Origin of the sequence: Streptomyces sp. NPDC093064, assembly GCF_044754605.1 — a bacterium.
GTDB lineage: Bacteria > Actinomycetota > Actinomycetes > Streptomycetales > Streptomycetaceae > Streptomyces.
In genome coordinates, this window is record NZ_JBIVPK010000008.1 from 1 (window position 1) to 22,547 (window position 22,547).

The following is a 22,547-nucleotide window of genomic DNA, read 5'->3' on the forward strand; positions in this document are numbered from 1 at the left end:
CAGGCCGAGCGGTTCGGAGGCGGTGACCAGGTCCCGCAGCGGATGCCGGGCCAAGGCCGCGTCCACCTCCGGCGTCAACGCCGCCGCCAGCCTGGCCGCGGCCGGCCGGTTCTCGTCCCGCAGCGCCGCCACAGCGGTCAGGACGGTGTCCCGGCCGCCGTCGTCCCGGGGCACTCCGGAGGCGGCGCGCTCGTACAGGCGCGCGCCCTCCTCCAGGACCAGGTCGGTGTCCAGACCGGCGGGGATCTTGATCTGCGCGTGGTGCCGCCAGGTGGTGACCGGATCCGCCCAGGCCTCCACCTGGTACGTCCAGTGGCCGGGCTCGCCGGCGGTCACGGTGGCGCCCCAGCGGTCGGTGCCGGGCGCCAGCTCGCGCATCGGCGTCCATGGGCCGGGGCGGCCCCCCGGATCGCGCAGGACGACGTTCGCGGCCACGGCGTCGTGACCCTCGCGGAAGACGGTGGCCGAGATCTCGAACGATTCTCCGGTCACCGCCTTGGCGGGCCTGCGGCCGTGCTGGACGACCGGGCGGACGTCGAGGACGGGTATCCGGCCGACGGCCGTGGCGCCGCCCGTCGGGGGTGGTTCCGGGGCCGGCGGGGTCTGCCGGGCGGCGTCCTGGTGGGGGGCCGGCGGCGCGTCGGCGCCGGGCCGGCCGGAGGCGTCGCCGGTGCTGCTCTTGCTGGTTGTCCGTGATGCTGCCGGGTGGTGCGTGGCGGGCATGACCGCTCCTGTCCGCGTCAACGAGGGTGTGGGCGGAGGTGTGTGGGGAGGTGGGTCCTGCTGGGTTCTGCGGGGCACTGCGTCTGGTCCTGCTGTCGGTGTACTGGAGGAGCCTTCCCACCCTATTCGGGTGAGCATTCCGGCACTTTGTTAACTACTCGCGCGTATGTCCACACACAAGACCGGTCCAGTCCGGACACGGACGCCGCAGGGGTCGAACCAGTCTGTTCAGGTCGATGTCGGACAGTGTCCGAACTCAGCGGTGCCCGCACTCGGACCGGTACGGTTTTGTGTGACGGGGCGCACAGCGCAGTGCGTCCATCCAGCGAACGCGCCGAGGTGGCATGTGAAGGCGATCCGTCGGTTCACCGTCCGTCCCGTTCTCCCCGAGCCCCTGCGCCCGCTCAGCGAGCTGGCCCGCAACCTGCGCTGGTCCTGGCACGCCGAGACCCGTGACCTCTTCCAGTCCGTCGACCCCGAGCGCTGGGCCTCCTCGGGCGGCGACCCCGTACGCCTGCTCGGCAGTGTGCGTCCCGCGCGGCTGACCGAGCTGGCCGGCGACCGCCGGTTCCTGCGCCGGCTGACCGCCGCCGCCGACGGCCTGCACGACTACGTGACCGGTGACCGCTGGTACCAGGACCGGTCCGAGGGCCTGCCCGCCGCGGTCGCCTACTTCTCGCCCGAGTTCGGCATCACGGCCGCGCTGCCGCAGTACTCCGGCGGCCTCGGCATCCTCGCCGGCGACCATCTGAAGGCGGCCAGCGACCTCGGCGTGCCACTGATCGGGGTGGGGCTGCTGTACCGGCACGGCTACTTCCGGCAGACCCTGTCCCGGGACGGCTGGCAGCAGGAGCACTACCCGGTCCTGGACCCCAACGAGCTGCCCGTCACCCTGCTGAAGGAGTCCGACGGCGCCCCGGCGCCGGTCTCGCTGGCGCTGCCCGGCGGCAAGGCCCTGCACGCCCGGATCTGGGTCGCCCAGGTCGGCCGGATTCCGCTGCTGATGCTGGACTCCGACGTCGAGGAGAACGACCTCGGCGAGCGCGGGGTGACCGACCGGCTCTACGGCGGCGGCAGCGAGCACCGGCTCCTTCAGGAGATGCTGCTGGGCATAGGAGGGGTGCGGGCGGTGCGGACGTACTGCCGGCTCACGGGCCATCCCGAGCCGGAGGTCTTCCACACCAACGAGGGCCACGCGGGCTTCCTCGGCCTGGAGCGCATCGCCGAGCTGTGCGACCGGGGGCTGGACTTCGACTCGGGCCTGGAGGCGGTGCGCGCGGGGACCGTCTTCACCACCCACACGCCCGTCCCGGCCGGGATCGACCGCTTCGACCGGGAGCTGGTCGCCCGCCACTTCGGGCCCGACGCCGAGCTGCCCCGCATCGACGTCGAGCGGATCCTGCGGCTGGGCATGGAGACGTACCCCGGCGGCGAGCCGAACCTGTTCAACATGGCGGTGATGGGCCTCCGGCTGGCCCAGCGCGCCAACGGCGTCTCGCTGCTGCACGGGAGGGTCAGCCGGGAGATGTTCGCCGGACTGTGGCCGGGATTCGACCCCGAGGAGGTGCCGATCACCTCGGTGACCAACGGAGTGCACGCCCCGACCTGGGTGGCCCCGGAAGTGTTCCGGCTCGGCGCCCGGCAGGTCGGCGCCCAGCGCACCGAGGACGCGCTGACCGTGGGCGACTCCGACCGCTGGGACGCCGTCGACGACATCTCCGACCTGGAGGTCTGGGAGCTGCGCCGCGAACTGCGCGAGCAACTGGTGACGGAGGTGCGCGGCCGGCTGCGGGCCGCCTGGCGGCAGCGCGGCGCCGGGACCGCCGAGCTGGGCTGGATCGACGGCGTCCTCGACCCGGAGGTGCTGACGATCGGCTTCGCGCGCCGGGTCCCGTCGTACAAGCGGCTGACGCTGATGCTGCGTGACCGGGACCGGCTGATGGACCTGCTGCTGCACCCCGAGCGGCCGGTGCAGATCGTGGTCGCGGGCAAGGCGCACCCGGCGGACGACGGCGGCAAACGGCTCATCCAGGAGCTGGTCCGCTTCGCCGACGACCCGCGGGTGCGCCACCGGATCGTTTTCCTGCCGGACTACGGCATGGCGATGGCGCAGAAGCTCTACCACGGCTGCGACGTCTGGCTGAACAACCCGCTGCGGCCGCTGGAGGCGTGCGGGACCTCCGGGATGAAGGCCGCGCTCAACGGCTGTCTGAACCTGTCCGTGCTGGACGGCTGGTGGGACGAGTGGTTCCAGCCGGACTTCGGCTGGGCCATCCCGACCGCGGACGGGGCGGGCACCGACCCGGACCACCGGGACGACGTCGAGGCCGCCGCGCTGTACGACCTGCTGGAGCAGCGGGTGGCGCCCCGCTTCTACGAGCACGGCCGGGACGGGCTGCCCGAGCGGTGGATCGAGATGGTCCGCAGGACCCTGTCCCTGCTCGGCCCGAAGGTGCTGGCGGGCCGCATGGTCCGCGAGTACGTGGAGCGGCTGTACGCTCCCGCCGCCCAGGCCCACCGCGCCCTCGGCCCGGACGCTGCGCGTGAGCTCGCGGCGTGGAAGGCGCGGGTGCGTTCGGCGTGGCACGAGGTGACCGTCGACCACGTGGAGACCTCGGCCAGTACGGCCACCGCCGAACTCGGTGCCACCCTCGGCCTGCGGGTGCGTGTGGGCCTGGGCAGCCTCGGCCCGGACGACGTGGAGGTGCAGGCCGTCTCGGGCCGGGTGGACGAGGAGGACCGCATCACCGACGCCACCGCCGTCCCGCTGAAACCCGCGGGCGCCCCCGACTCCGACGGCCGCTGGGTGTACGAGGGCCCCCTGTCCCTGGACCGCACCGGCCCCTACGGCTACACGGTCCGCATCCTCCCCACCCACCGCTTCCTCGCCTCCAACGCGGAACTGGGCCTGATGACCACCCCACCGGAGGAGGCCGGCGAGCACGCGGGGGTACTCCTGCGCTGACCGGACCCTCGAAGGGCCCCGGCTCCCCGGGGCCCTTCGAGGGTCCGGCGACCCGGCAGCCGACCGCCGGGGCCACGGGCACGCCGGTGAGGCGGCGGGCGGCCACCGCGGCGGTCGCCCGCCGCACCACGAGGCAACGCTGCCCCTGTGCCCGGGCCCTTCGCGGCCCGCCGGCCTGGCAACCGACCGCCTGGGCCAGACCGCCGGGACGGCACCACGCCACGGCGGGACGCCGCCGCGCGGGTCAGGCGGACCACCGCGCCGGCCGAGCGCTGCCGCGCGGGTCGGGGAGTTGCGCTGATCGGGAGTGCTGCTGCGGGACGCGGGTGCGTGTGTCGCGCGTGATGTTGTGGGGCGGTGCGCGTGTTGCGCCGGCTGGGCAATGGTGCCGGGGCGCGGAGGCGTCATTGCGTCGGCCGGGCATGGTGTCCGCGCCCGGGTCCCGGGTCCCGGGCGGGGTCCGTCAGGCGTTGCCCGCGCGGGTCGGGGGACTTGTGCGGAGCGGGAGCGCTGCTGGGGGGCGCGGGTGCTGTGGGGCGGTGCGCGTGTTGTGCCGGCTGGGCAACGGTGCCGGGGTGCGGAGGCGCCCTTGCGTCGGCCGGGCATGGTGCCCGGGCCCGGGTCCCGGTCGGGTCCGTCAGGCGTTGCCCGCGCGGGTCGCTGAGCGGGAGTGCTGCCGTGGGGAGCGGGCGCTGTTGTGTCGGCTGGGCAGGCTGATGGGGGTGCGGAGGTGCCCTTGTGTCGGCCGGGCGAGGTGCCTGAGCCAGGGGCCTATGACCCCGATCGGCGGCTGCCGAGCGCCGCCGTGTGGACTGTGGGTCGGGCACGGTGCCCGGGGCAGGGGCCCACGGTCCGGTCGGGGGCCGCCGAGTGCTGCCGCGTGGGTCTGGTGGCGGTTCCCCGGGCCGGGGGCTGTTGTGTCGGTCGGGGCCGTTGGGCGCCCTGCCTGGTGCAGGGGGTGGTGTGCCGGGATCAGACTCCGTTTTCGCGAGCCGGGGTTCGGTGCCTGTGCGTTGTCATGGGGGCGTCGGGTCGGCTTACGGCTGCGGGATGTCGGCGCACAGTTTGCGCAGGGTTGTGCCGCAGCGGCGGGCGTAGGCGTGTTGGAGGCCGCGGGTGGCCGGGCCGGCCGCTCGGACGTACCACTTGGCCGGGCGGCTGAACGCGGTCACGGTGAGCCAGACGGTGCCGTCGCCCGTGCGGTCCACCAGGAAGGACTCCTCGCCGCACTCCGGATGGCCGGGCAGAGTGCCGTAGGCCCAGCCGGCGCGGCGGGGCTCCTGTTCCGTCCAGACCACGCGGCAGGGGGCCCTGACGACGCCGGCGAGGGTGACGGTGACGTCGACGCCGGGCGCGGCCCGGTCCGCGCTCGCCTCGATGCCGACGCCCAGGGCGCGGTGCATCTCCCACGTCATCACGGCCTCGGAGGCCCGGCGGAACACCTCCTCGCCCTCGCCTATGCGGGTGCGCACGTGCAGAAGGTGGAAGCCTGGCGGGCAGTGACCCTGCTCGCGGGTCGCGCCGACCTCCTCGTAGGTGAAATGTGCCGTCGACATGGCCCCAAGCGTAGGGCGGCCCCCGGGAGGGGTGTCCTCCCGGGGGCCGCCCCCGTTCAACTAGCTCGAGGTCAGGTCACGTTGACCGCGGTCCAGGCCGCCGCGACCGCGTTGTACTCGGTGCTGCTGGAGCCGTACAGCGCCGACGCCGCGTTCAGGGTCGCCGTGCGGGCGGCCTTGTAGTTGGTGGTCGACGTCATGTACGTGGTCAGCGCCTTGTACCAGATCTGCAGCGCCTTGGCGCGGCCGATGCCGGTGACGGTGGCGCCGTTGTACGTCGGCGAGTTGTAGCTGAAGCCGTTGATCGTCTTGGCGCCGCTGCCCTCCGCGAGGAGGTAGAAGAAGTGGTTCGCGACGCCGGACGAGTAGTGCACGTCCTTGCTGCCCACGGTGGAGGACCAGTAGTCGGCGGAGGCGCCGTCCTTGCTGGGCTTGTCCATGTAGCGCAGCGGGGTGCCGTTGCCGTTGAGGTTGAGCTGCTCGCCGATCAGGTAGTTGCCCGGGACGGACGGGTTGTTGGCGTAGAACTCCACACCCGTGCCGAAGATGTCGGAGGTGGCCTCGTTCAGGCCGCCGGACTCGCCGGAGTAGTTCAGCTTGGCGGTGTTGGCGGTGACGCCGTGGCTCATCTCGTGGCCGGCGACGTCCAGCGAGGTCAGCGGGTGGGTGTTGCCCGAGCCGTCGCCGTAGGTCATGCAGAAGCAGCTGTCGTCCCAGAAGGCGTTGACGTAGTTGTTGCCGTAGTGGACCCGGGAGTAGGCGGCCACGCCGTTGTTCTTGATGCCGTTGCGGCCGAAGGTGTTCTTGTAGAAGTCCCACGTCACCTGGGCGCCGTAGGCGGCGTCCGCGGCAGCCGTCTGGTCGTTGACGGAGCTGGAGGCGGTGCCGGTGCCCCACACGTCGGTGGTGTTGGTGAACAGGGTGCCGGTGCCGGAGGTCTTCCCCGCCAGGTTGTTGGTCTTGTGACCACCGCGGGTGGTGTCGTACAGCTGGTACGTCGACCCCGACAGGGTGGTGGTGAGGCTGACGGTGCCCGAGTACAGGGTCTTGCCGGTGCCGGTCTCGATGCCCTGGTACTCGAAGAGCTTCTTGCCGGTGGCCGCGTCGGTGATGACGTGCAGCTGGTTCGGCGTGCCGTCCTCCTGCAGGCCGCCGACGACCGTCTCGTAGGCGAGGACCGGCGTGCCGTCGCCCGCCCAGATGACCTTGCGCGGGGCCTGGTCGGCGGTGGTCTTCTCCGAGCCGGCGGCCTGGGCCAGGGTCACCGCCTGCTTCTCGGCCTTGGCGGTGGCGATCTTCGGGGTGAGCGTGGCGACCTTGATGGCCGCCTTGTTCGCTCTGGTCACGCCCTGGGTCTTGCCGGCCTTGGAGGTGTGGACGACGAGGTCGCCGCCGAGGACGGGCAGACCGGCGTAGGTGCGCTCGTAGCGGGTGTGCACCGTGCCGTCGGCGTCCTGGACGACGTCCCTGACGACCAGCCCCTCCTTGGCACCGAGGCCTATCTCCTGGGCGGTCCCGGAGGCGTCGGCCTGCGCCTGCTGGATCAGGGAGGTGCGGGCGGCGGAGGTCAGGAAGGTGGGGGCGGCGGCGAGGTGGGCCGCGCCGGTGGATTCGGCCGTGGTCTGGGCCGAGGCACTGGTGGTCAGACCGGTGCTGAGGAGGGCTCCGGCGGCGACAGCGGTGGCGACGGCCAGAGTGATGCGCTTGTGACGCGCGTAGCGGGGAGTCACACAAGCTCCTTATGTGGGGGTGATCCGGTATGGCGTGGGGCTGCCGGCCCGGATCGGGGGGTGAGGGTGCTGTGCTCGTGCGGCGGGTGGAGGAAGAGTGGCACCAACGACGCGTACATGTCAGTGCCCCGAAGTGATGTTGGCTGAAAAATGACTGTCCGGTAAATGTTGCGGCGTCATGAACGGACCTCCGCGGACGCCTTGGACCTCGGAGACAGCGTCCGAGGTCCCAGCCGCCGGATGGGCTGTAGGAGGGGCGATTTTCAGCCGTCTGGACGGCCGGATCGACACGGAGGTCACCCTGGCAGGAGGGCGCGATGTCGACCGAAATCCGGGGGTTCGACGGCCCGTCACACGGCCGCGGGCGACCCCGCGATGGCCGCTACGGCACGGCGCTGCCGCCCTCGCCCGACGGTGCCGCGCCGTTCCCGTGCCAGGTGTGCCACAGGGCCGCGTACGCCCCGCCGGAGGCCACCAGGTCGTCGTGGGTGCCCAGTTCGGTCAGACGGCCGTCCTCCATGACGGCGACCCGGTCGGCGTCGTGCGCGGTGTGGAGGCGGTGGGCGATGGCGATGACCGTGCGGCCCCGGAGGACGGCGGCGAGGGCCCGCTCGGTGTGACGCGCCGTGGCCGGATCGAGCAACGCCGTGGCCTCGTCCAGGATCAGGGTGTGCGGGTCGGCCAGCACCACACGGGCCAGGGCGAGTTGCTGGGCCTGCGAACCGTCGGTGCGGTGACCGGCCGCACCCAGCCCGGTGTCCAGGCCCTTCGGCAGTTCCCGCACCCAGGCGTCGGCCCCCACGGCCGCGAGGGCCGACCACAACTCCTCGTCGGTGGCGGCGGGTTCGGCGATCCGCAGATTGTCACGGACCGTGCCGAGGAACACATGGTGCTCCTGGGTGACCAGGACGACCTGGCGGCGCAGCCGCTCCGGCTCCAGACCGGCGACCGGCACCCCGCCCACGGTGACCGAGCCCGCCGTCGGTGCGTCGACACCGGCCAGCAGTCTGCTCAGCGTGGTCTTGCCCGCGCCGGACGGCCCGACCACGGCCAGCCGCTCCCCGGGCCGCACCGTCAGGTCGACCCCGCGCAGCACCTCGCCGCCCCGCTCGTAGGCATAGCGCGCCCCGGTCACGTCGATGCGGTCGCCCGCCGGTTCCGGCGAGCCGCCCGGCACGGCCTCCGGGGCCCGCGCCAGGCCCTCCACCCGGGCGAAGGAGGCCCCGCTGCTCTGCAGTTGCTCCACGCGCATCAGGATCTGGTCGAGGGGTTCGGTGAACTGCCGCAGATACAGCGCTGCGGCCACCACCGCGCCCAGGCTCACCGTCCCCCGCCCGTGCAGCACACCGCCCACCAGCAGCACCCCGGCCACCGGCAGGATGTACGACACCTCCACCACCGGGAAGAACACGCTGCGCAGGAAGAGCGTGTACAGGCGGGTGCGCCGGGACGTCTCCAGCGCGTCCCGGCTCGCTGCGACCCGCCGCCCGGCCAGCCGGAACGCCTCGACCGTACGGGCCCCGGAGGCGGTCGCCGCGAGAACCTCGGCGACCTCGGAGGTGGCCGCGCCCTCCGCGAGATAGCCGTCCCGCGCCCGGCGCAGGTACCAGCGCAGCGCGAACCAGATCGGGGTCAGCGCCAGCACTCCGACGACGCCCAGCAACGGGTCGAGCACGAACACCGCGACCAGCACGAACAGCGCCTCCATGCCGCACACGAGCAGCTCGGGCCCGACGTCCCGCAGGGTCGTGCCCACCGTGGCCACGTCGGCGGTGCCGCGCGTGGTCAGATCGCCGGTGCCGGCCCGCTCCACCACGGACGCGGGCAGGCTCAGCGCCCGGCCGACGAACTCCTCGCGCACCCGGCCCAGCGTGCGTTCGCCGAAGCGGTGCCCCACGTACCGGGCCCAGCGAGCCAGCAGCAACTGCGCCAAGGCGCACACCAGGATGGCGAGCGCCATCCGGTCCACGGCGCCGACCCCGCCCCCGGCCCGGACGTGGTCCACGATCCGGCCGAGCAGCCAGGGCCCGGCGAGGCCGGCGACGGCGGCCAGCGCGTTCAGCGCCAGAACGGCCGCGAAGGCCCGCCGGTCGGCCCGGACCAGCCGCAGGGCCGCCCGTCGTACGTCCGCCGGTTCGGCGACCGGCAGCCGCCCCGGAACCCGATCCGTCACCGTGCGGCCTCCTGCGCGGTCAGCGCGTCGCCGTCCCCGGTGTCGCGCGCGACCAGCGCCCGGTAACCCGGCTCCGCGTCGAGGAGTTCGCGGTGGCTGCCGCTGGCGGCGACCTTGCCGTCGACCAGGTAGTGGACGGTGTCGGCGCGGTCCAGCACCAGCGGGGAGGTGGTCGTGACGACCGTCGTACGGCCCTCGCGGGCCCCGCGCAGTCGGTCCGCGACCGCGGCCTCGGTGTGCGCGTCGAGTGCCGAGGTGGGCTCCACGGCCAGCAGCACCTCCGGATCGGCCAGCAGCGCCCGCACCAGCCGGACCCGCTGCCGCTGACCGCCGGAAAGGCTGCGGCCCTGGGCGGTCACGGCCGAGCCGAGGCCGTCCGGCAGCCCCTGCACGATGTCCTCGGCGACGGCGGCACGCACCGCCCGTGCCACGTCGGCGTCCTCGCGCTCCCGGCGCCCGCACACCAGCTCCCGCAGGGTCCCGGCGAACAGGTCGGCCTCGTTGTCGGCGACCAGGATCCGCTCCCGGACCCGGGGCAGCCCGATCGCGTCGAGCCGTGCCTCGCCCCAGGTCGCCGCGGACGGCTCGTACCGGCCCAGGCGGTCCACCACGGCCGCCGTGTCGGCGGGCCGGGCCCCGGCCAGCGCGGTCAGCCGGCCCGGCGGCACCCGGACCCCGGAGACCGGGTCGTGCAGCACCGCCGGTTCGGCCGGCCCGTCGTGCGTTCCGGTGTCCTCCTCCGGTTGCACCCGCAACAGCCGTGCCACCCGGCGGGCGGCGACCACGCCCCGGCTGAGCTGGTAGCCCAGATCGACGAAGAACGCCACCGGCCCCACCAGTACCGCCACATAGCCGTACACCGACACCAGTTCGCCCACCGTGATCCGCCCCTGGGCGGCCAGCCGGGCCGCCAGCCAGGTCACCACGGCCAGGAACAGGGTCGGCAGGCCCACCCCGAGGGCCTGCATCCAACTGGTCACCGCGCCCACCCGGTAGCCCTGCGCCCGCAGCCGCTGCGAGTCGCGGCGGAAGGCGTCCGCGAACAGCCCCTTGCCGCCGAGCCCGTTGAGCACCCGCAGCCCGCCCGCGAGGTCGTCGATCCGCGCGGTCAGCACGCGCTGCCGCTCCCGGTACTCGCCCTCCGCGCCCTGCAACCGCCGCATCAGCGGCCCCACCAGCACCGCGATCAGCGGTACCCCCAGCAGGACGACGGCCGCCAGTTGCGCCGAGACCGACAGCAGCAGCCCGGCCACGACGGCGTAGACGACGACCGAGCCCACCCCCGGGCCGACCACGGTCAGGCACGTGCTGATCGTCTGGACGTCGCCGACGCCGATCGTGACCACCTCACCGGCCCCGACCCGACGCGGCAGCGCGGCGCCCAGCCGGACGACGTGGTCGACGACGACCTTGACGGTGCGGAAGTTGGCGTCCATCCGCACCCGGGTCATCGTGCGGTGCCGCATGACGCTCAGCCAGGCGTTGAACGCCCCGACCAGGAAGAGCAGCCCGGTCCAGCCGGCCAGCGCGGCCATGTTCCCCGGCTGGAGCCCGTCGTCGATCGCCCGGGACATCAGATAGGGCGTCGCCGCGAGGAGCACCATCCACGCGCTGGCCAGCACCGCCCCGGCGGCCGACCGGCCCGGCTGGCACATCACCAGCCACCACAGGTACCGCCATCCGCCCCGGCAGTCGGGTGTCCCGGGATCTTCGTAGGCGTCGATCACCGTGTGCCCCGTCCCCTCAGGCCAGGCTGTCGCGCCAGGCGCGGTGCAGGTCCGCGAAGCGGCCCGTGCCCGCGACGAGTTCGGCCGGTGCGCCGTCCTCCACGATCCGGCCGTGCTCCATCACCAGCACCCGGTCGGCGATCTCCACGGTGGACAGCCGGTGGGCGATCACCACCGCCGTACGCCCCCGCAGCACCGTGGCCATCGCCGTCTGCACCGCCCGCTCGCCCGGGATGTCCAGCGAGCTGGTCGCCTCGTCCAGGATCAGCACCGCCGGATCGGCGAGCAACGCCCGTGCGAAGGAGACCAGTTGCCGCTGACCCGCGGAGATACGGCCGCCCCGCTTGCGTACGTCCGTGTCGTAGCCGTCGGGCAGGGCGCTGATGAAGTCGTGCGCGCCGATCGCCTTCGCCGCCTGCTCGATCTCCTCACGGGTGGCGTCCGGGCGGCCGATCGCGATGTTCTCCGCGACCGTGCCCGAGAACAGGAAGGCCTCCTGCGTCACCATGACGACCCCGCGCCGCAGTTCGGCCACGCCGAGTTCGCGCAGGTCCACCCCGTCGAGCAGCACGCGTCCGGCGGAGGGGTCGTAGAAGCGGGCCAGCAGCTTGGCCAGGGTGGTCTTGCCCGCGCCGGTGGAGCCGACCACGGCGACGGTCTGCCCGGCCGGAACGACCAGTTCGAAGCGGGGTAGCACCTCGCCGCCGGTGCGGTAGCCGAAGCTGACCCCGTCGAAGACCACCTCGCGGCCGGGCAGGTCCGACCTCGGCGCCGGGAGCGGCCGCGGCGCCGTCGGCTCGGGCACGGACGGCGTCTGCGTCAGCAAACCCGCGATCTTCTCCAGCGAGGCGGCCGCCGACTCGTAGGAGTTGAGGAACATGCCGAGCCGGTCGATCGGGTCGTACAGCCGGCGCAGGTACAGCACCGCCGCCGCCAGCACCCCCAGCTCCAGCGAGCCGTCCGCCACCCGGTAGGCACCCCACAGCACGATCACCGCGACCGTCGTGTTGGCCACCAGCCGGGAACTGACGACATAGCGGGCCATCTCCAGCAGGGTGTCGCCGTTGGTGCGCTCGTGGCGCCGGTTCAGGACGCGGAAACCGGCGTCGTTGGCGGCCTCGCGGCGGAACGCGCGCACCGGCCGGATGCCGTTCATCGTCTCCACGAACTTCACGATCACCGCGGCGATCGCCGTCGACCGCTCCTGGAACACCCGCCCCGCGCGCCGCCGGTACGCCCGGATCAGCAGGTACAGCGGCGCGAAGGACGCCACCGCCACCGCGCCGAGCCCCAGGTCCAGCCACAGCAGCATCGCCGAGATGCAGACGAAGGACAGCACGACCGAGACGAGCTCGTCGAGCCCCTCGCTGAGCAGTTCGCGCAGCGACTCCACGTCCGTGGTGGAGCGGGAGATCAGCCGGCCCGAGGTGTAGCGCTCGTGGAAGTCCACGCTGAGCGCCTGCCCATGGCGGAAGATCCGGCCCCGCAGATCCAGCAGCACGTCCTGGCTGACCCGGGCCGAGGCGATGATGAACGCCCACTGGAGTTCGCCGGAGGCGAGCGCGCACAGCAGATAGCCGACCGCCACCGCGACCAGCGGGCCGCGGTCGTGGTCGCGGAACGCCGGTACGGCGGTGTCGATCGCGTACGCCACCAGCAGCGGGCCCGCCTGGACGGCCGCCTGCTGGAGCAGCAGCAGGAGCGTGGTGCCGGCGACCCGGGCCTTCATGGGCGCGAGCAGGGAGCGCAGCAGGGCGGAGGTCGCGCCCGGGGGAGTGGGCAGGACGTCGCGGTCGAAGGGGTCGCCGGTGTCCTCGGGGCGCGGCGGGTCCTGCTCGTCCCCGGTGGCCGGTACGGGCTTCGTGGGGGCCGTCATCGCTCGTCGTCCTCTTCTTGCGGTCCTTGCGGTCCTTGCGGTCCTTGCGGTCCTTCCGGTTCTCCCGGTCCTTGCTGTTCTTCCGGCTCTTCCGGCGAGCGTCCGCCCGACATCAGGTGGGCGTACTCCGCGTTGGTGCGCAGCAGTTCGTGGTGGGTGCCCACGGCGGTGATGCGGCCGTCGGAGAGCAGGGCGACCCGGTCGGCGAGCAGGACCGTGGAGGGGCGGTGCGCCACGATCAGGGCGGCGGTGTCGGCCAGGACCTGGCGCAGGGCCGCCTCCACGGCCGCCTCGGTGTGCACGTCCAGGGCGGACAGCGGGTCGTCCAGGATCAGGAACCGGGGTCGCCCGACGACGGCACGGGCCAGTGCGAGGCGCTGCCGCTGGCCGCCGGAGAGGCTGAGGCCCTGCTCGCCCACCTGGGTCGCGGTGCCCTGGGGGAGGGCGTGCGCGAAGCCGGCCTGGGCGACGGACAGCGCGCGGTCCAGTTCGGCCTCCCCGGCGCCGCCGTCGGCGCCCATCAGGACGTTGTCGCCGACGCTCGCCGAGAACAGGGTCGGCTCCTCGAAGGCCACCGCGACCATCGAGCGCAGCTCCTCGCGGGACATCGCGGTGATGTCCTCGCCGTCCAGCGTGATCCGGCCCGAGGTCACCTCGTGGAGGCGGGGGACGAGCGCCGTCAGGGTCGTCTTGCCGCTTCCGGTCGCCCCGACCAGGGCCATCGACTCACCGGGGCGGATGTGCAGGTCGATACGGTCCAGGAGGGGCTGGGAGCCGGGCGGGGCGTCGGGGTAGCGGAAGCGGACGTTGTCGAAGCGGAGCCCTTCGTGCGCCGGGTCCGGCGACGCCGGGCCGCGCGAGCCGCCGCCCGGCACCGGCGTACGCGCCTCGCGCACCGACGGCTCCCCGGACTCCGGTTCCTCGTCCATCACTTCGAAGTACCGCTCGGTCGCCGTCGCCGCCTCCTGGCTCATCGCCAGCAGGAAGCCGATCGACTCCACCGGCCAGCGCAGGGCGAGTGCCGTGGACAGGAAGGCGACCAGCGTCCCCGCCGAAAGACCGCCCGAGGCGACCTGCACCGCCCCCACCACCAGCGTGGCCCCGATGGCCACCTCCGGCAGGGCCATGATGACCGCCCAGATGGCCGCCAGCAGACGGGCCTTGCGCAACTCCGTGCCCCGCAGGGTCCGCGACAGGTCGCGGAACGCCCGCGCCTGACTGCGGTGCCGGCCGAACCCCTTGATGACGCGGATGCCGAGCACGCTCTCCTCGACCACCGTCGTCAGGTCCCCGACCTGGTCCTGTGCCAGCCGCGCCACATGCGCGTACCGCTTCTCGAAGACCGCGCTCAACGCGATCAGCGGCACGGCGGGCGCCAGCATCACCAGCCCCAGCGTCCAGTCCTGCATCAGCATGATGACCACGCCCACGAGGATGGTGACCCCGTTGACCAGCAGGAACGTCAACGGGAAGGCGAGGAACATGCGCAGCAGCATCAGGTCCGTCGTGCCCCGGGACAGCAACTGCCCGGACGCCCACCGGTCGTGGAAGGCGACCGGCAGCCGTTGCAGATGCCGGAACAGGTCCGCCCGCATCTCCGCCTCGACGTTCGACAGCGGCCGCGCCACCAGCCACCGCCGCAGCCCGAACAGCAGCGCCTCCCCGACCCCGAGCAGCAGCAGGTACAGCGCGCCGAGCCACACGCCGCGCGGATCCCGGTCGGCGATCGGCCCGTCCACCATCCACTTCAGGACGAGCGGGATCACCAGCCCCACGCAGGAGGCGACGACCGCGATGAACGCGGCGGTGAACAGCCGTACGCGGACGGGCCGCACGTACGGCCACAGGCGCAGCAAAGAACGGACGGCCGAACGGCCGGTCGGACCGGAGCGGTCGGTGCGGTCCTCGAGGGTGTCAGGTGTCGTGGGCATCACGGGCGAGCCTACGGACCGGCGCCGACAACTCCCACCGAGTTTTGGCCGGACCGGACTCCGCCGCTGGTCCTACGACCTGCGTGTTCGACCGCGGGAACCACGCCGGGGCCGGTCCGGTCGTAGGGCCGCATCAACCGATCGGCTGATGCGGCTTCGAGCGCCCCGGGCGATGTACGCGGACCTCACCGGCCGGGATCGTTGAGCCATGTCCGTCATCGAAGTCAGCGAACTGCGCAAGTCCTACGGCGGCCGGACCGTCGTCGACGGCGTCTCCTTCGCCGTCGAGGAGGGCGAGATCTTCGGCGTCCTCGGCCCGAACGGCGCCGGCAAGACCACCACCGTCGAGTGCGTCGAGGGCCTGCGCGTCCCCGACGCGGGCCGTGTCCGGGTCACCGGCCTCGACCCCGTCGCGGACCACGAACAGGTCGCCCGCGTGCTCGGCGCCCAGCTCCAGCAGAGCGAGTTGCAGGCCAAGCTCACCGTCCGCGAGGCGCTTCAGCTGTACGCGTCCTTCTATCCGAATCCGGCCGACTGGCGGCCGCTGGCCGAACGCCTCGGCCTGGAGCAGAAGCTCACCACCCGCTTCGCCAAGCTCTCCGGCGGCCAGAAGCAGCGGCTGTTCATCGCGCTCGCCCTCATCGGCAATCCCCGGATCGTCGTGCTCGACGAGCTGACCACCGGGCTCGACCCGCGCGCCCGCCGCGACACCTGGCAGCTCGTCGAGGACGTCCGGGCCCGCGGCGTCACCATCCTCCTGGTCACGCACTTCATGGAGGAGGCCCAGCGGCTGTGCGACCGGATCGCCGTGATCGACCGGGGACGGATCGCCGCCCTGGACACCCCGCAGGGCCTGATCCGGCGCTCGGCCGGCGCCACCGTCATCAGCTTCACCCCGTCCGCGCCGCTGGACGACCGTGATCTGAACGCCCTGCCCGAACTCGCCTCCATCGCGCACAAGGACGGCCGGATCACCCTCTCCGGGACCGACGAGACCGTCAACGCCGTCATCACGCTGCTCGCCCGCCACCACATCACGGCCCATCAACTCCGCGTCACCGACGCCACACTCGACGACGCCTTCCTGGATCTGACGGAGGTCGAGGCATGAGCAACACCCTGGTCAACCCGGCCGTACTGCGCGCCGAGATCCGCCTGTTCGGCCGTGAGCCCGGCGCGATCTTCTGGATCCTGCTGTTCCCCACCCTGCTCCTGGTGATCCTCGGCTCCATCCCGTCCTTCCGGGAGGCCGACCCGTCCTTCGGGGGCCTGCGCCCCATCGACGCCTACGTGCCGGTCGCGGTGCTGCTCGGGCTGATCCTCGGCGGGCTCCAGGGCATGCCCCAGGTCCTCACCGGCTACCGCGAACGCGGCATCCTGCGCCGGATGTCCACCACCCCGGTCCGGCCGGCCGCCCTGCTGTCCGCGCACATGGTGGTGTTCGGGGGTGCGGCCCTGGCCTCGGCGCTGCTCTCGCTCACCGTCGGCCGGCTCGCCTTCGACGTGACCCTGCCGAGGCAGCCGTTCGGCTACGTCGTCGCCCTGCTGCTGGCGGTGTTCGCCGCGCTCGCCCTGGGCGCGGTGATCTCCGCGCTGTCCCGCACCACGAGGATCGCGGGCGCGATCGGGTCCGCGGCGCTCTTCCCGATGATGTTCTGCGCGGGCGTGTGGCTGCCGGTGCAGGCCATGCCGGACCTGCTCGCCCGGATCGTCGGCTGGACCCCGTTCGGCGCCGCGGCCCAGGCCCTGAACCAGGCGGCGGAGGGCCACTGGCCGGGCTGGTCCCACCTGGGGGTGACGGCCGCGTGGGCGGCGTTGCTCACCGCGGCGGCCTCCCGCTGGTTCCGCTGGGAGTGAGTGGCGACGTGCCCGGCTCCCACCCCCACACTGAGGGGATGGACGACATCGAGGTGGTCGAACGGCGGTGGGCGGCGTTCCACCGCTGGGGGCCTGCCGGGCTGCTGGCCCTGGGCACCCTGGTCGCCTCTGCGGCGGCCGACGCGGTCGGCATGACGAGCGAGAAGTGGTACGCGGCCGCCGCCCTGGTCGTGTCGGCCGCCACCCTGGAGGTGTGGTGGAGGCGGGCTTCCCGTGCCCGGCCCGGCCCGTCGGGCGTGAGTGCCGCCTACTATGGCCTGCGCTGGGCCCTCGGCTTCGCCCTGACCTGGCTGAACCCCCTGTTCGCGTTCTACGCCGTCACCGGCTACTTCGGTGCTGACCGACTGCTGCCGCAACGGGTGCGCAAGACCGGCCTGTTCGCCACCGCCGTGACCGTCGCGGGCTCCCAGGCGGGCGGGATGCCCCCGCGCGGGGAGATGGGCTGGGTCTTCTTCGGGGCGATCCTGGCGGCGAACATCATGCTGCTCACGCTGTTCGCCCACCTCGCCGGCCTCGAGGACGCCCGGGCCCGCACCCAGGCCGAGACCATCGCCGAACTCGGGCGCGCCAACGCCGCGTTGCAGCAGGCCATGGACGAGAATGCCGCCCTGCACGCCCAACTCCTCGTCCAGGCCCGCGAGGCCGGGGTCGCCGACGAGCGCCGGCGGCTGGCCGCCGAGATCCACGACACCCTCGCCCAGGGCCTGACCGGCATCATCGCCCAGCTCCAGGTCGTCGCCGGCACACCGGACGAGGCCGTGGCGCGTGAGCACGTCGATCGCGCCCTCGGCCTCGCCCGGCACAGCCTGGGCGAGGCCCGCCGCTCCGTGCACAACCTCGCCCCCATGGCCCTCGACGGCAACGGCCTGCCCGAGGCACTCAAGCGGACCGTCGCCGAGTGGGGCGAACGCATCGGCGCACGGGCCGACTTCACCGTCACCGGCACCGCCGAGCAATTGCACGACGAAGTCGCGGCCACCCTGCTGCGCATCACCCAGGAGGCCCTGTCCAACGCCGCCCGGCACGCCGGCGCCTCCCGCGTCGGCGTCACCCTGTCCTTCATGGGTGACGAGGTCGTGCTCGACATCCGCGACGACGGCCACGGCTTCGACCCCCTCGCCGTGCCCGAACGCACCCGCGCCGGCGGCTTCGGCCTCGACGGCATGCGCGCCCGCGCCGAGCGCATCGCGGGCTCCCTCACGGTCGAGTCGGAACCGGGGCACGGCACTGCGGTCTCGGCTCGCGTACCGTTGGTACGCCATGACCGATGACGCCGTGATCTCCCTGCTGATCGTCGACGACCATCCCGTCGTGCGCGACGGCCTGCGCGGCATGTTCGAGTCCGCGCCCGGATTCACCGTCCTCGGCGAGGCGTCGGGCGGCGTGGAGGCCCTGGAGCGAGCCGCGGCGCTCGACCCGGACGTGATCCTGATGGACCTGCGCATGCCGGGCGGCTCGGGCGTGGACGCCATCCGCGAGCTGACCCGCCGCGGCGCCCGCGCCAAGGTGCTGGTGCTGACCACGTACGACACCGACTCCGACACCCTGCCTGCGATCGAGGCGGGCGCGACCGGCTACCTGCTCAAGGACGCCCCGCGCGACGAGCTGTTCACCGCCGTCCGCGCCGCCGCCGAGGGCCGTACGGTCCTCTCCCCGGCTGTGGCCTCCCGGCTGGTCTCCGCGGTCCGCGCGCCCGCACGCGGCAACGAGCCGCTGTCGGCCCGCGAGCGCGAGGTGCTGGCCCTGGTCGCCAAGGGCACCTCCAACCGGGAGATAGCCCGCGAGCTGTTCATCAGCGAGGCCACCGTGAAGACCCACCTCACCCACCTGTACGCCAAACTCCGCGTCAAGGACCGCGCGGCGGCGGTCGCAGTCGCGTACGACCGGGGCATCCTCGGCCAGGACCTTTCTATTCCACCACCTTGAGCAGCAGTACGCACCTCGCCGGCACCGTGATCGCGGCGCCCGCGGCGTGCGCCGCGCCCGGTGCCCGAGCCTGTTCCTCGCGCGAGGTGTCCACGATCACCTCGTACCGCCGGGCCCACGGCGGCCCCGGCAGCACGAAGTCCACCGGGCGGTCCCCGGCGTGCAGCACCGCCAGGAAGCTGTCGTCGACGATCGGGTCACCGCGCTCGTCGCGGCCCGGGATGTCCCGGCCGGACAGGTACATCCCCAGGGTGGCCGCGGGGGCGTACCAGTCCCCTTCCGCCATCTCCGTGCCGCACGGGGTGAACCAGGCCAGGTCCCGCAGCCCGTCCGCCGAGTGCGCGCGCCCGGAGAAGAACGCGCGGCGGCGCAGCACCGGATGCCGGTGGCGCAGACCGATCAGACGGGCGGTCAGCTCCGTCAGCTCCCGCCAGCCGGGGTCCTCCAGCAGGCTCCAGTCCAGCCAGCCGGTCTCGTTGTCCTGGCAGTAGGCGTTGTTGTTGCCGCCCTGGGTGCGTCCCAGCTCGTCGCCCGCGACCAGCATCGGCACCCCCGTCGACAGCAGCAGGGTGGTCATGAGGTTGCGCAACTGCCCCCGCCGCAACGCCCGCACCCGCTCGTCGTCCGTCTCGCCCTCCGCCCCGCAGTTCCAGGAGCGGTTGTCGTCGGTGCCGTCCCGGTTGCCCTCGCCGTTGGCCTCGTTGTGCTTGCGCTCGTAGGACACCAGGTCGCGCAGGGTGAAACCGTCGTGCGAGGTGACGAAGTTGACGGAGGCGTAGGGGCGGCGGCCCCCCCAGGCGTACAGGTCGCTGGAGCCGGACAGCCGGTAGCCCATCTCCCGCACGTCCGGCAGCGCGTGCCGCCAGAAGTCCCGCACCGTGTCGCGGTAGCGGTCGTTCCACTCCGTCCACAGCGGCGGGAAGGCGCCCACCTGGTAGCCGCCCGAGCCGACGTCCCACGGCTCGGCGATCAGTTTGACCCGGCGCAGCACCGGGTCCTGCGCGATGACCGCGAGGAACGGCGAGAGCATGTCGACGTCGTGCATGGCGCGAGCCAGCGCGGCGGCGAGGTCGAAACGGAAGCCGTCCACGCCCATCTCCGTCACCCAGTACCGCAGCGAGTCGGTGATCAGGCGCAGCACGTTCGGCTGGACCACGTGCAGGGTGTTGCCGCAGCCGGTGTAGTCGGTGTACCTGCGGGCGTCCGGCTGGAGGCGGTAGTAGCGCTGGTTGTCGATGCCCTTGAGGGACAGCGTCGGACCGAACTCGCCTGCCTCCGCCGTGTGGTTGTAGACCACGTCGAGGATCACCTCGACACCGGCCGCGTGCAGCGCGCGCACCATCCGCTTGAACTCGCCCACCTGCGCTCCCGCGGTGCCGGAGGCGGCGTAGCCGGCGTGCGGGGCGAAGTAGCCGATCGAGTTGTAACCCCAGTAGTTGCGCAGGCCGCGGCGCAGCAGATGGTCCTCGTGCGCGAACTGGTGCACCGGCAGCAGCTCCACCGCCGTCACGCCCAGCTTCACCAGGTGCTCGATCGCCGCCGGGTGGGCGAGACCGGCGTACGTCCCGCGCAGCTCCTCGGGAATCCCCGGGTGCAGCTTGGTGAAGCCGCGCACATGCAGTTCGTAGATCACCGAGTCCGCCCACGGCGTCCCGGGGCGGCGGTCGTCGGACCAGTCGTCGTCATCGTGGACCACGACGCCCTTGGGCACGTACGGCGCCGAGTCCCGCTCGTCGCGCACGGTGTCCGCGACCTGCTGGTCCGGCCAGTCGCGCACGTGCCCGTAGACCTCCGGCGGCAGCCGGAACTCACCGTCCACCGCGCGCGCGTACGGGTCGAGCAGCAGCTTCGCCGGGTTCCAGCGGGCGCCCGTCCACGGGTCCCAGCGGCCGTGCACCCGGTAGCCGTAGCGCTGCCCCGGCATGACACCGGGCACGAAGCCGTGCCAGGTCTCGTGCGTCAGCTCGGCCAGCGCGACCCTCGTCTCCTCCGCGTCCGGGCCCGGCCCGTCGAACAGGCACAGTTCGACCGCCTCCGCCCCGCCCGCCCACAGCGCGAAGCCGGTGCCCGCCGCCCCGTCCGGGCCCGCCCGGAAACGGGCGCCCAGCGGCGTCGGCGCACCCGGCCACACGGGCACGACGGGTGGCGGCGCGGCCCGGTGCGCGCCGTTCACGGCGGCGGACGGCCGCCCCTTGTCGGTGGCGCGCCCGCCCGCCACCGCCTCCTGCTCGGCTGCGCTGGACACCAGGGCGGCCCCTCTTTTCGGCTGTGCGGCTCTGTGCGGCTCTTCCGGCTCGTGTCCGCCTCCGGCCCGCCCCCTGCGGCTGACCCCCGGTCGCGGCTCCCCTTCGCGCGGTTCTCCCCACTGTTCTGCCCAGAGCTTGCCTCGCACTCACGTTTCCCGGGGTCGCACCGGCCGCCGTGCCGACTTGGCCGGCACGGGCTGGGCAAGGCCCGACTCGACTTCCGTCCCCGCCAGTTCCGAACCTCGGGCCCCAAGACGCCGTCGAACTGCCCCTGAAGGACGTCGAGGAGGAATGGAAGACGGGCCGCGCGGTGAAGTAACCAAGTGGGGTTCGGCGTTGAGACGCGAGCGGCGTTGACGGGAGCGGCGTTGACGGGAGCTGTTGAACTTGGGACGGAACAGTGACAATCGCCTGACAACTTGCCTCTGACCTTGTGGTTAATATGCGCCAGAGCGCGTACGACGCGCTGGGGTACGGGCCGGGGGCCGGCCCGGGGAGGGGAGAAACAAGTGAATGTGCGGCCGATATCGGGGGCGTCGGTGGATGCGCGGGGACGACGGGGAAGCAAGGGGCTGCTGGCGCTGGCCTCCGGGGTGCTGCTTCTCGCCGTCACCGCGTGCGGGGGAGGCGGCGCCCAGGGTCCGGCGTCCAACGGGGGGAAGGGCAAGGGGTCCGAGACGGCCCGCAGCGAGCAGTCGGAGGCGGTCGTGACCATCGCGCCCGAGAACGGCGCGAAGTCCGTCGACACCAGCGGCGCCCTCAAGGTCGGTGCGAGCAAGGGCAAGCTGACCCAGGTCGTCGTCAAGGACGCCAAGGGCACCGCGATAGCCGGGCGGATGTCCGCCGACGGCTCCGCATGGACCCCGGACAGCCACCTGGCCGCGTCGACCAAGTACACGGTGCACGCCCTCGCCAAGGACTCCGAGGGCCGTGAGGCGGCCGAGGACTCCAGCTTCACCACACTGACGCCGCAGAACACCTTCGTCGGCCACTTCACCCCGGAGGACGGCTCCGCCGTCGGCGTCGGAATGCCGTTCTCCCTCCGCTTCACCCGGGGCATCACGGCCCCGAAGGCCGTCGAGAAGGCGATCGAGATCAAGACCGAGCCGGCCGTCGAGGTCGCCGGCCACTGGTTCGGGAACGACCGCCTCGACTTCCGGCCCGAGCACTACTGGAAGGCCGGCACCAAGGTCACCGTCAAGCTCGCCCTCGACGGCGTCGAGGGCCGCCCCGGTGTCTACGGCAAGCAGACCAAGACCGTCTCCTTCACCATCGGCCGCAACCAGGTCTCCGTGGTCGACGCCAAGAAGCACACGATGAAGGTCATGCGGGAGGGCAAGGTCGTCAGGACCATCCCCATCACCGCGGGAGCGCCGGGCACCGCCACCTGGAACGGCCAGATGGTCATCACCGAGAAGCTCACGGTGACCCGCATGAACGGCGAGACGGTCGGCTTCGGCGGCGAGTACGACATCAAGGACGTCCCGCACGCCATGCGCCTGACCAACTCCGGCACCTTCATCCACGGCAACTACTGGGGCGGCGGCGCCTTCGGCAACTACAACGCCAGCCATGGCTGCGTCGGCCTGCGCGACGTGCGCGGCGGCTACGACAGCGGGGTGCCGGCCGCCTGGTTCTTCAACCGCTCGATGATCGGCGACGTGGTCGTCGTGAAGAACTCCCAGGACCGGACCGTCGCCCCGGACAACGGGATGAACGGCTGGAACATGTCCTGGGAGGACTGGAAGGCCTGACCCTTCCCCTGACGCCTCCGCTGACGGCTCCGCCCGGTGTGATCGACCGCACCGGGCGGGTT

At 72.9% G+C, this 22,547-nt stretch carries 14 protein-coding genes; 6 read left to right on the top strand and 8 right to left on the bottom strand.

What is annotated here, in order from left to right; all coding sequences use genetic code 11:
• Positions 1–723 (bottom strand): maltotransferase domain-containing protein (locus tag ACIQFZ_RS12135; protein WP_365436013.1); only part of this gene is annotated, 723 nt, incomplete at its 3' end.
• A gap of 346 nt (positions 724–1,069) precedes the next feature.
• Between ACIQFZ_RS12135 and ACIQFZ_RS12140 the strand changes: the two genes are divergently transcribed.
• Positions 1,070–3,688, top strand: coding sequence for a glycosyltransferase family 1 protein (locus tag ACIQFZ_RS12140; protein ID WP_402691161.1), 2,619 nt, complete (start codon positions 1,070–1,072; stop codon positions 3,686–3,688).
• A 1,037-nt stretch (positions 3,689–4,725) separates the two neighbouring features.
• Here ACIQFZ_RS12140 and ACIQFZ_RS12145 read toward each other — a convergent pair.
• From ACIQFZ_RS12145 to ACIQFZ_RS12170, 6 genes are all read right to left on the bottom strand, one after another.
• Positions 4,726–5,244: a DUF1990 domain-containing protein gene (locus ACIQFZ_RS12145; RefSeq protein ID WP_402691162.1), complete on the bottom strand. Its 519-nt coding sequence runs from the start codon at positions 5,242–5,244 to the stop codon at positions 4,726–4,728.
• A 71-nt stretch (positions 5,245–5,315) separates the two neighbouring features.
• Entirely contained in the window at positions 5,316–6,974 is a 1,659-nt protein-coding gene (locus ACIQFZ_RS12150; protein ID WP_365778914.1) for a M4 family metallopeptidase, read from the bottom strand.
• Between the two features lie 382 nt (positions 6,975–7,356).
• On the bottom strand, positions 7,357–9,147 hold the full coding sequence (locus tag ACIQFZ_RS12155) for an ABC transporter ATP-binding protein (protein ID WP_383061236.1): 1,791 nt from the start codon (positions 9,145–9,147) through the stop codon (positions 7,357–7,359).
• Positions 9,144–10,874 (bottom strand): ABC transporter transmembrane domain-containing protein, encoded by a 1,731-nt coding sequence (locus ACIQFZ_RS12160; protein WP_402691163.1) that lies wholly within the window; start codon positions 10,872–10,874, stop codon positions 9,144–9,146. The genes ACIQFZ_RS12155 and ACIQFZ_RS12160 overlap by 4 nt, the downstream gene beginning before the upstream one ends.
• Positions 10,875–10,890: 16 nt before the next feature.
• Positions 10,891–12,750 carry an ABC transporter ATP-binding protein gene (locus tag ACIQFZ_RS12165; protein WP_402691164.1) on the bottom strand — a complete coding sequence of 620 codons (1,860 nt, stop codon included), beginning with the start codon at positions 12,748–12,750 and terminating at the stop codon, positions 10,891–10,893.
• Complete coding sequence (locus tag ACIQFZ_RS12170) at positions 12,747–14,681, bottom strand: ABC transporter ATP-binding protein (RefSeq protein WP_402691165.1); 1,935 nt, start codon at positions 14,679–14,681, stop codon at positions 12,747–12,749. Before ACIQFZ_RS12170 ends, ACIQFZ_RS12165 begins: the two co-directional genes overlap by 4 nt.
• 208 nt (positions 14,682–14,889) lie before the next feature.
• Here ACIQFZ_RS12170 and ACIQFZ_RS12175 point away from each other — a divergent pair, with 208 nt between their 5' ends.
• Genes ACIQFZ_RS12175 through ACIQFZ_RS12190 form a run of 4 tightly spaced genes read left to right on the top strand, consistent with a single transcriptional unit; the run spans position 14,890 to position 18,485 of the window.
• The gene (locus tag ACIQFZ_RS12175) at positions 14,890–15,792 is read left to right on the top strand and encodes an ABC transporter ATP-binding protein (RefSeq protein ID WP_402691166.1); all 903 of its coding nucleotides are present in this window, start codon (positions 14,890–14,892) and stop codon (positions 15,790–15,792) included.
• On the top strand, positions 15,789–16,538 hold the full coding sequence (locus ACIQFZ_RS12180; protein ID WP_365424330.1) for an ABC transporter permease: 750 nt from the start codon (positions 15,789–15,791) through the stop codon (positions 16,536–16,538). The genes ACIQFZ_RS12175 and ACIQFZ_RS12180 overlap by 4 nt, the downstream gene beginning before the upstream one ends.
• A 38-nt stretch (positions 16,539–16,576) precedes the next feature.
• Positions 16,577–17,830 (top strand): sensor histidine kinase, encoded by a 1,254-nt coding sequence (locus ACIQFZ_RS12185; RefSeq protein WP_402691167.1) that lies wholly within the window; start codon positions 16,577–16,579, stop codon positions 17,828–17,830.
• Positions 17,820–18,485 carry a response regulator gene (locus tag ACIQFZ_RS12190; RefSeq protein ID WP_376652683.1) on the top strand — a complete coding sequence of 222 codons (666 nt, stop codon included), beginning with the start codon at positions 17,820–17,822 and terminating at the stop codon, positions 18,483–18,485. Before ACIQFZ_RS12185 ends, ACIQFZ_RS12190 begins: the two co-directional genes overlap by 11 nt.
• Here the strand turns inward: ACIQFZ_RS12190 and glgX are convergent.
• The gene (glgX, locus tag ACIQFZ_RS12195; protein WP_402691168.1) at positions 18,469–20,730 is read right to left on the bottom strand and encodes a glycogen debranching protein GlgX; all 2,262 of its coding nucleotides are present in this window, start codon (positions 20,728–20,730) and stop codon (positions 18,469–18,471) included. The genes ACIQFZ_RS12190 and glgX overlap by 17 nt on opposite strands.
• Positions 20,731–21,240: 510 nt before the next feature.
• Here glgX and ACIQFZ_RS12200 point away from each other — a divergent pair.
• Positions 21,241–22,485 carry an Ig-like domain-containing protein gene (locus ACIQFZ_RS12200; protein ID WP_383061245.1) on the top strand — a complete coding sequence of 415 codons (1,245 nt, stop codon included), beginning with the start codon at positions 21,241–21,243 and terminating at the stop codon, positions 22,483–22,485.
• Positions 22,486–22,547: the final 62 nt, after the last annotated feature.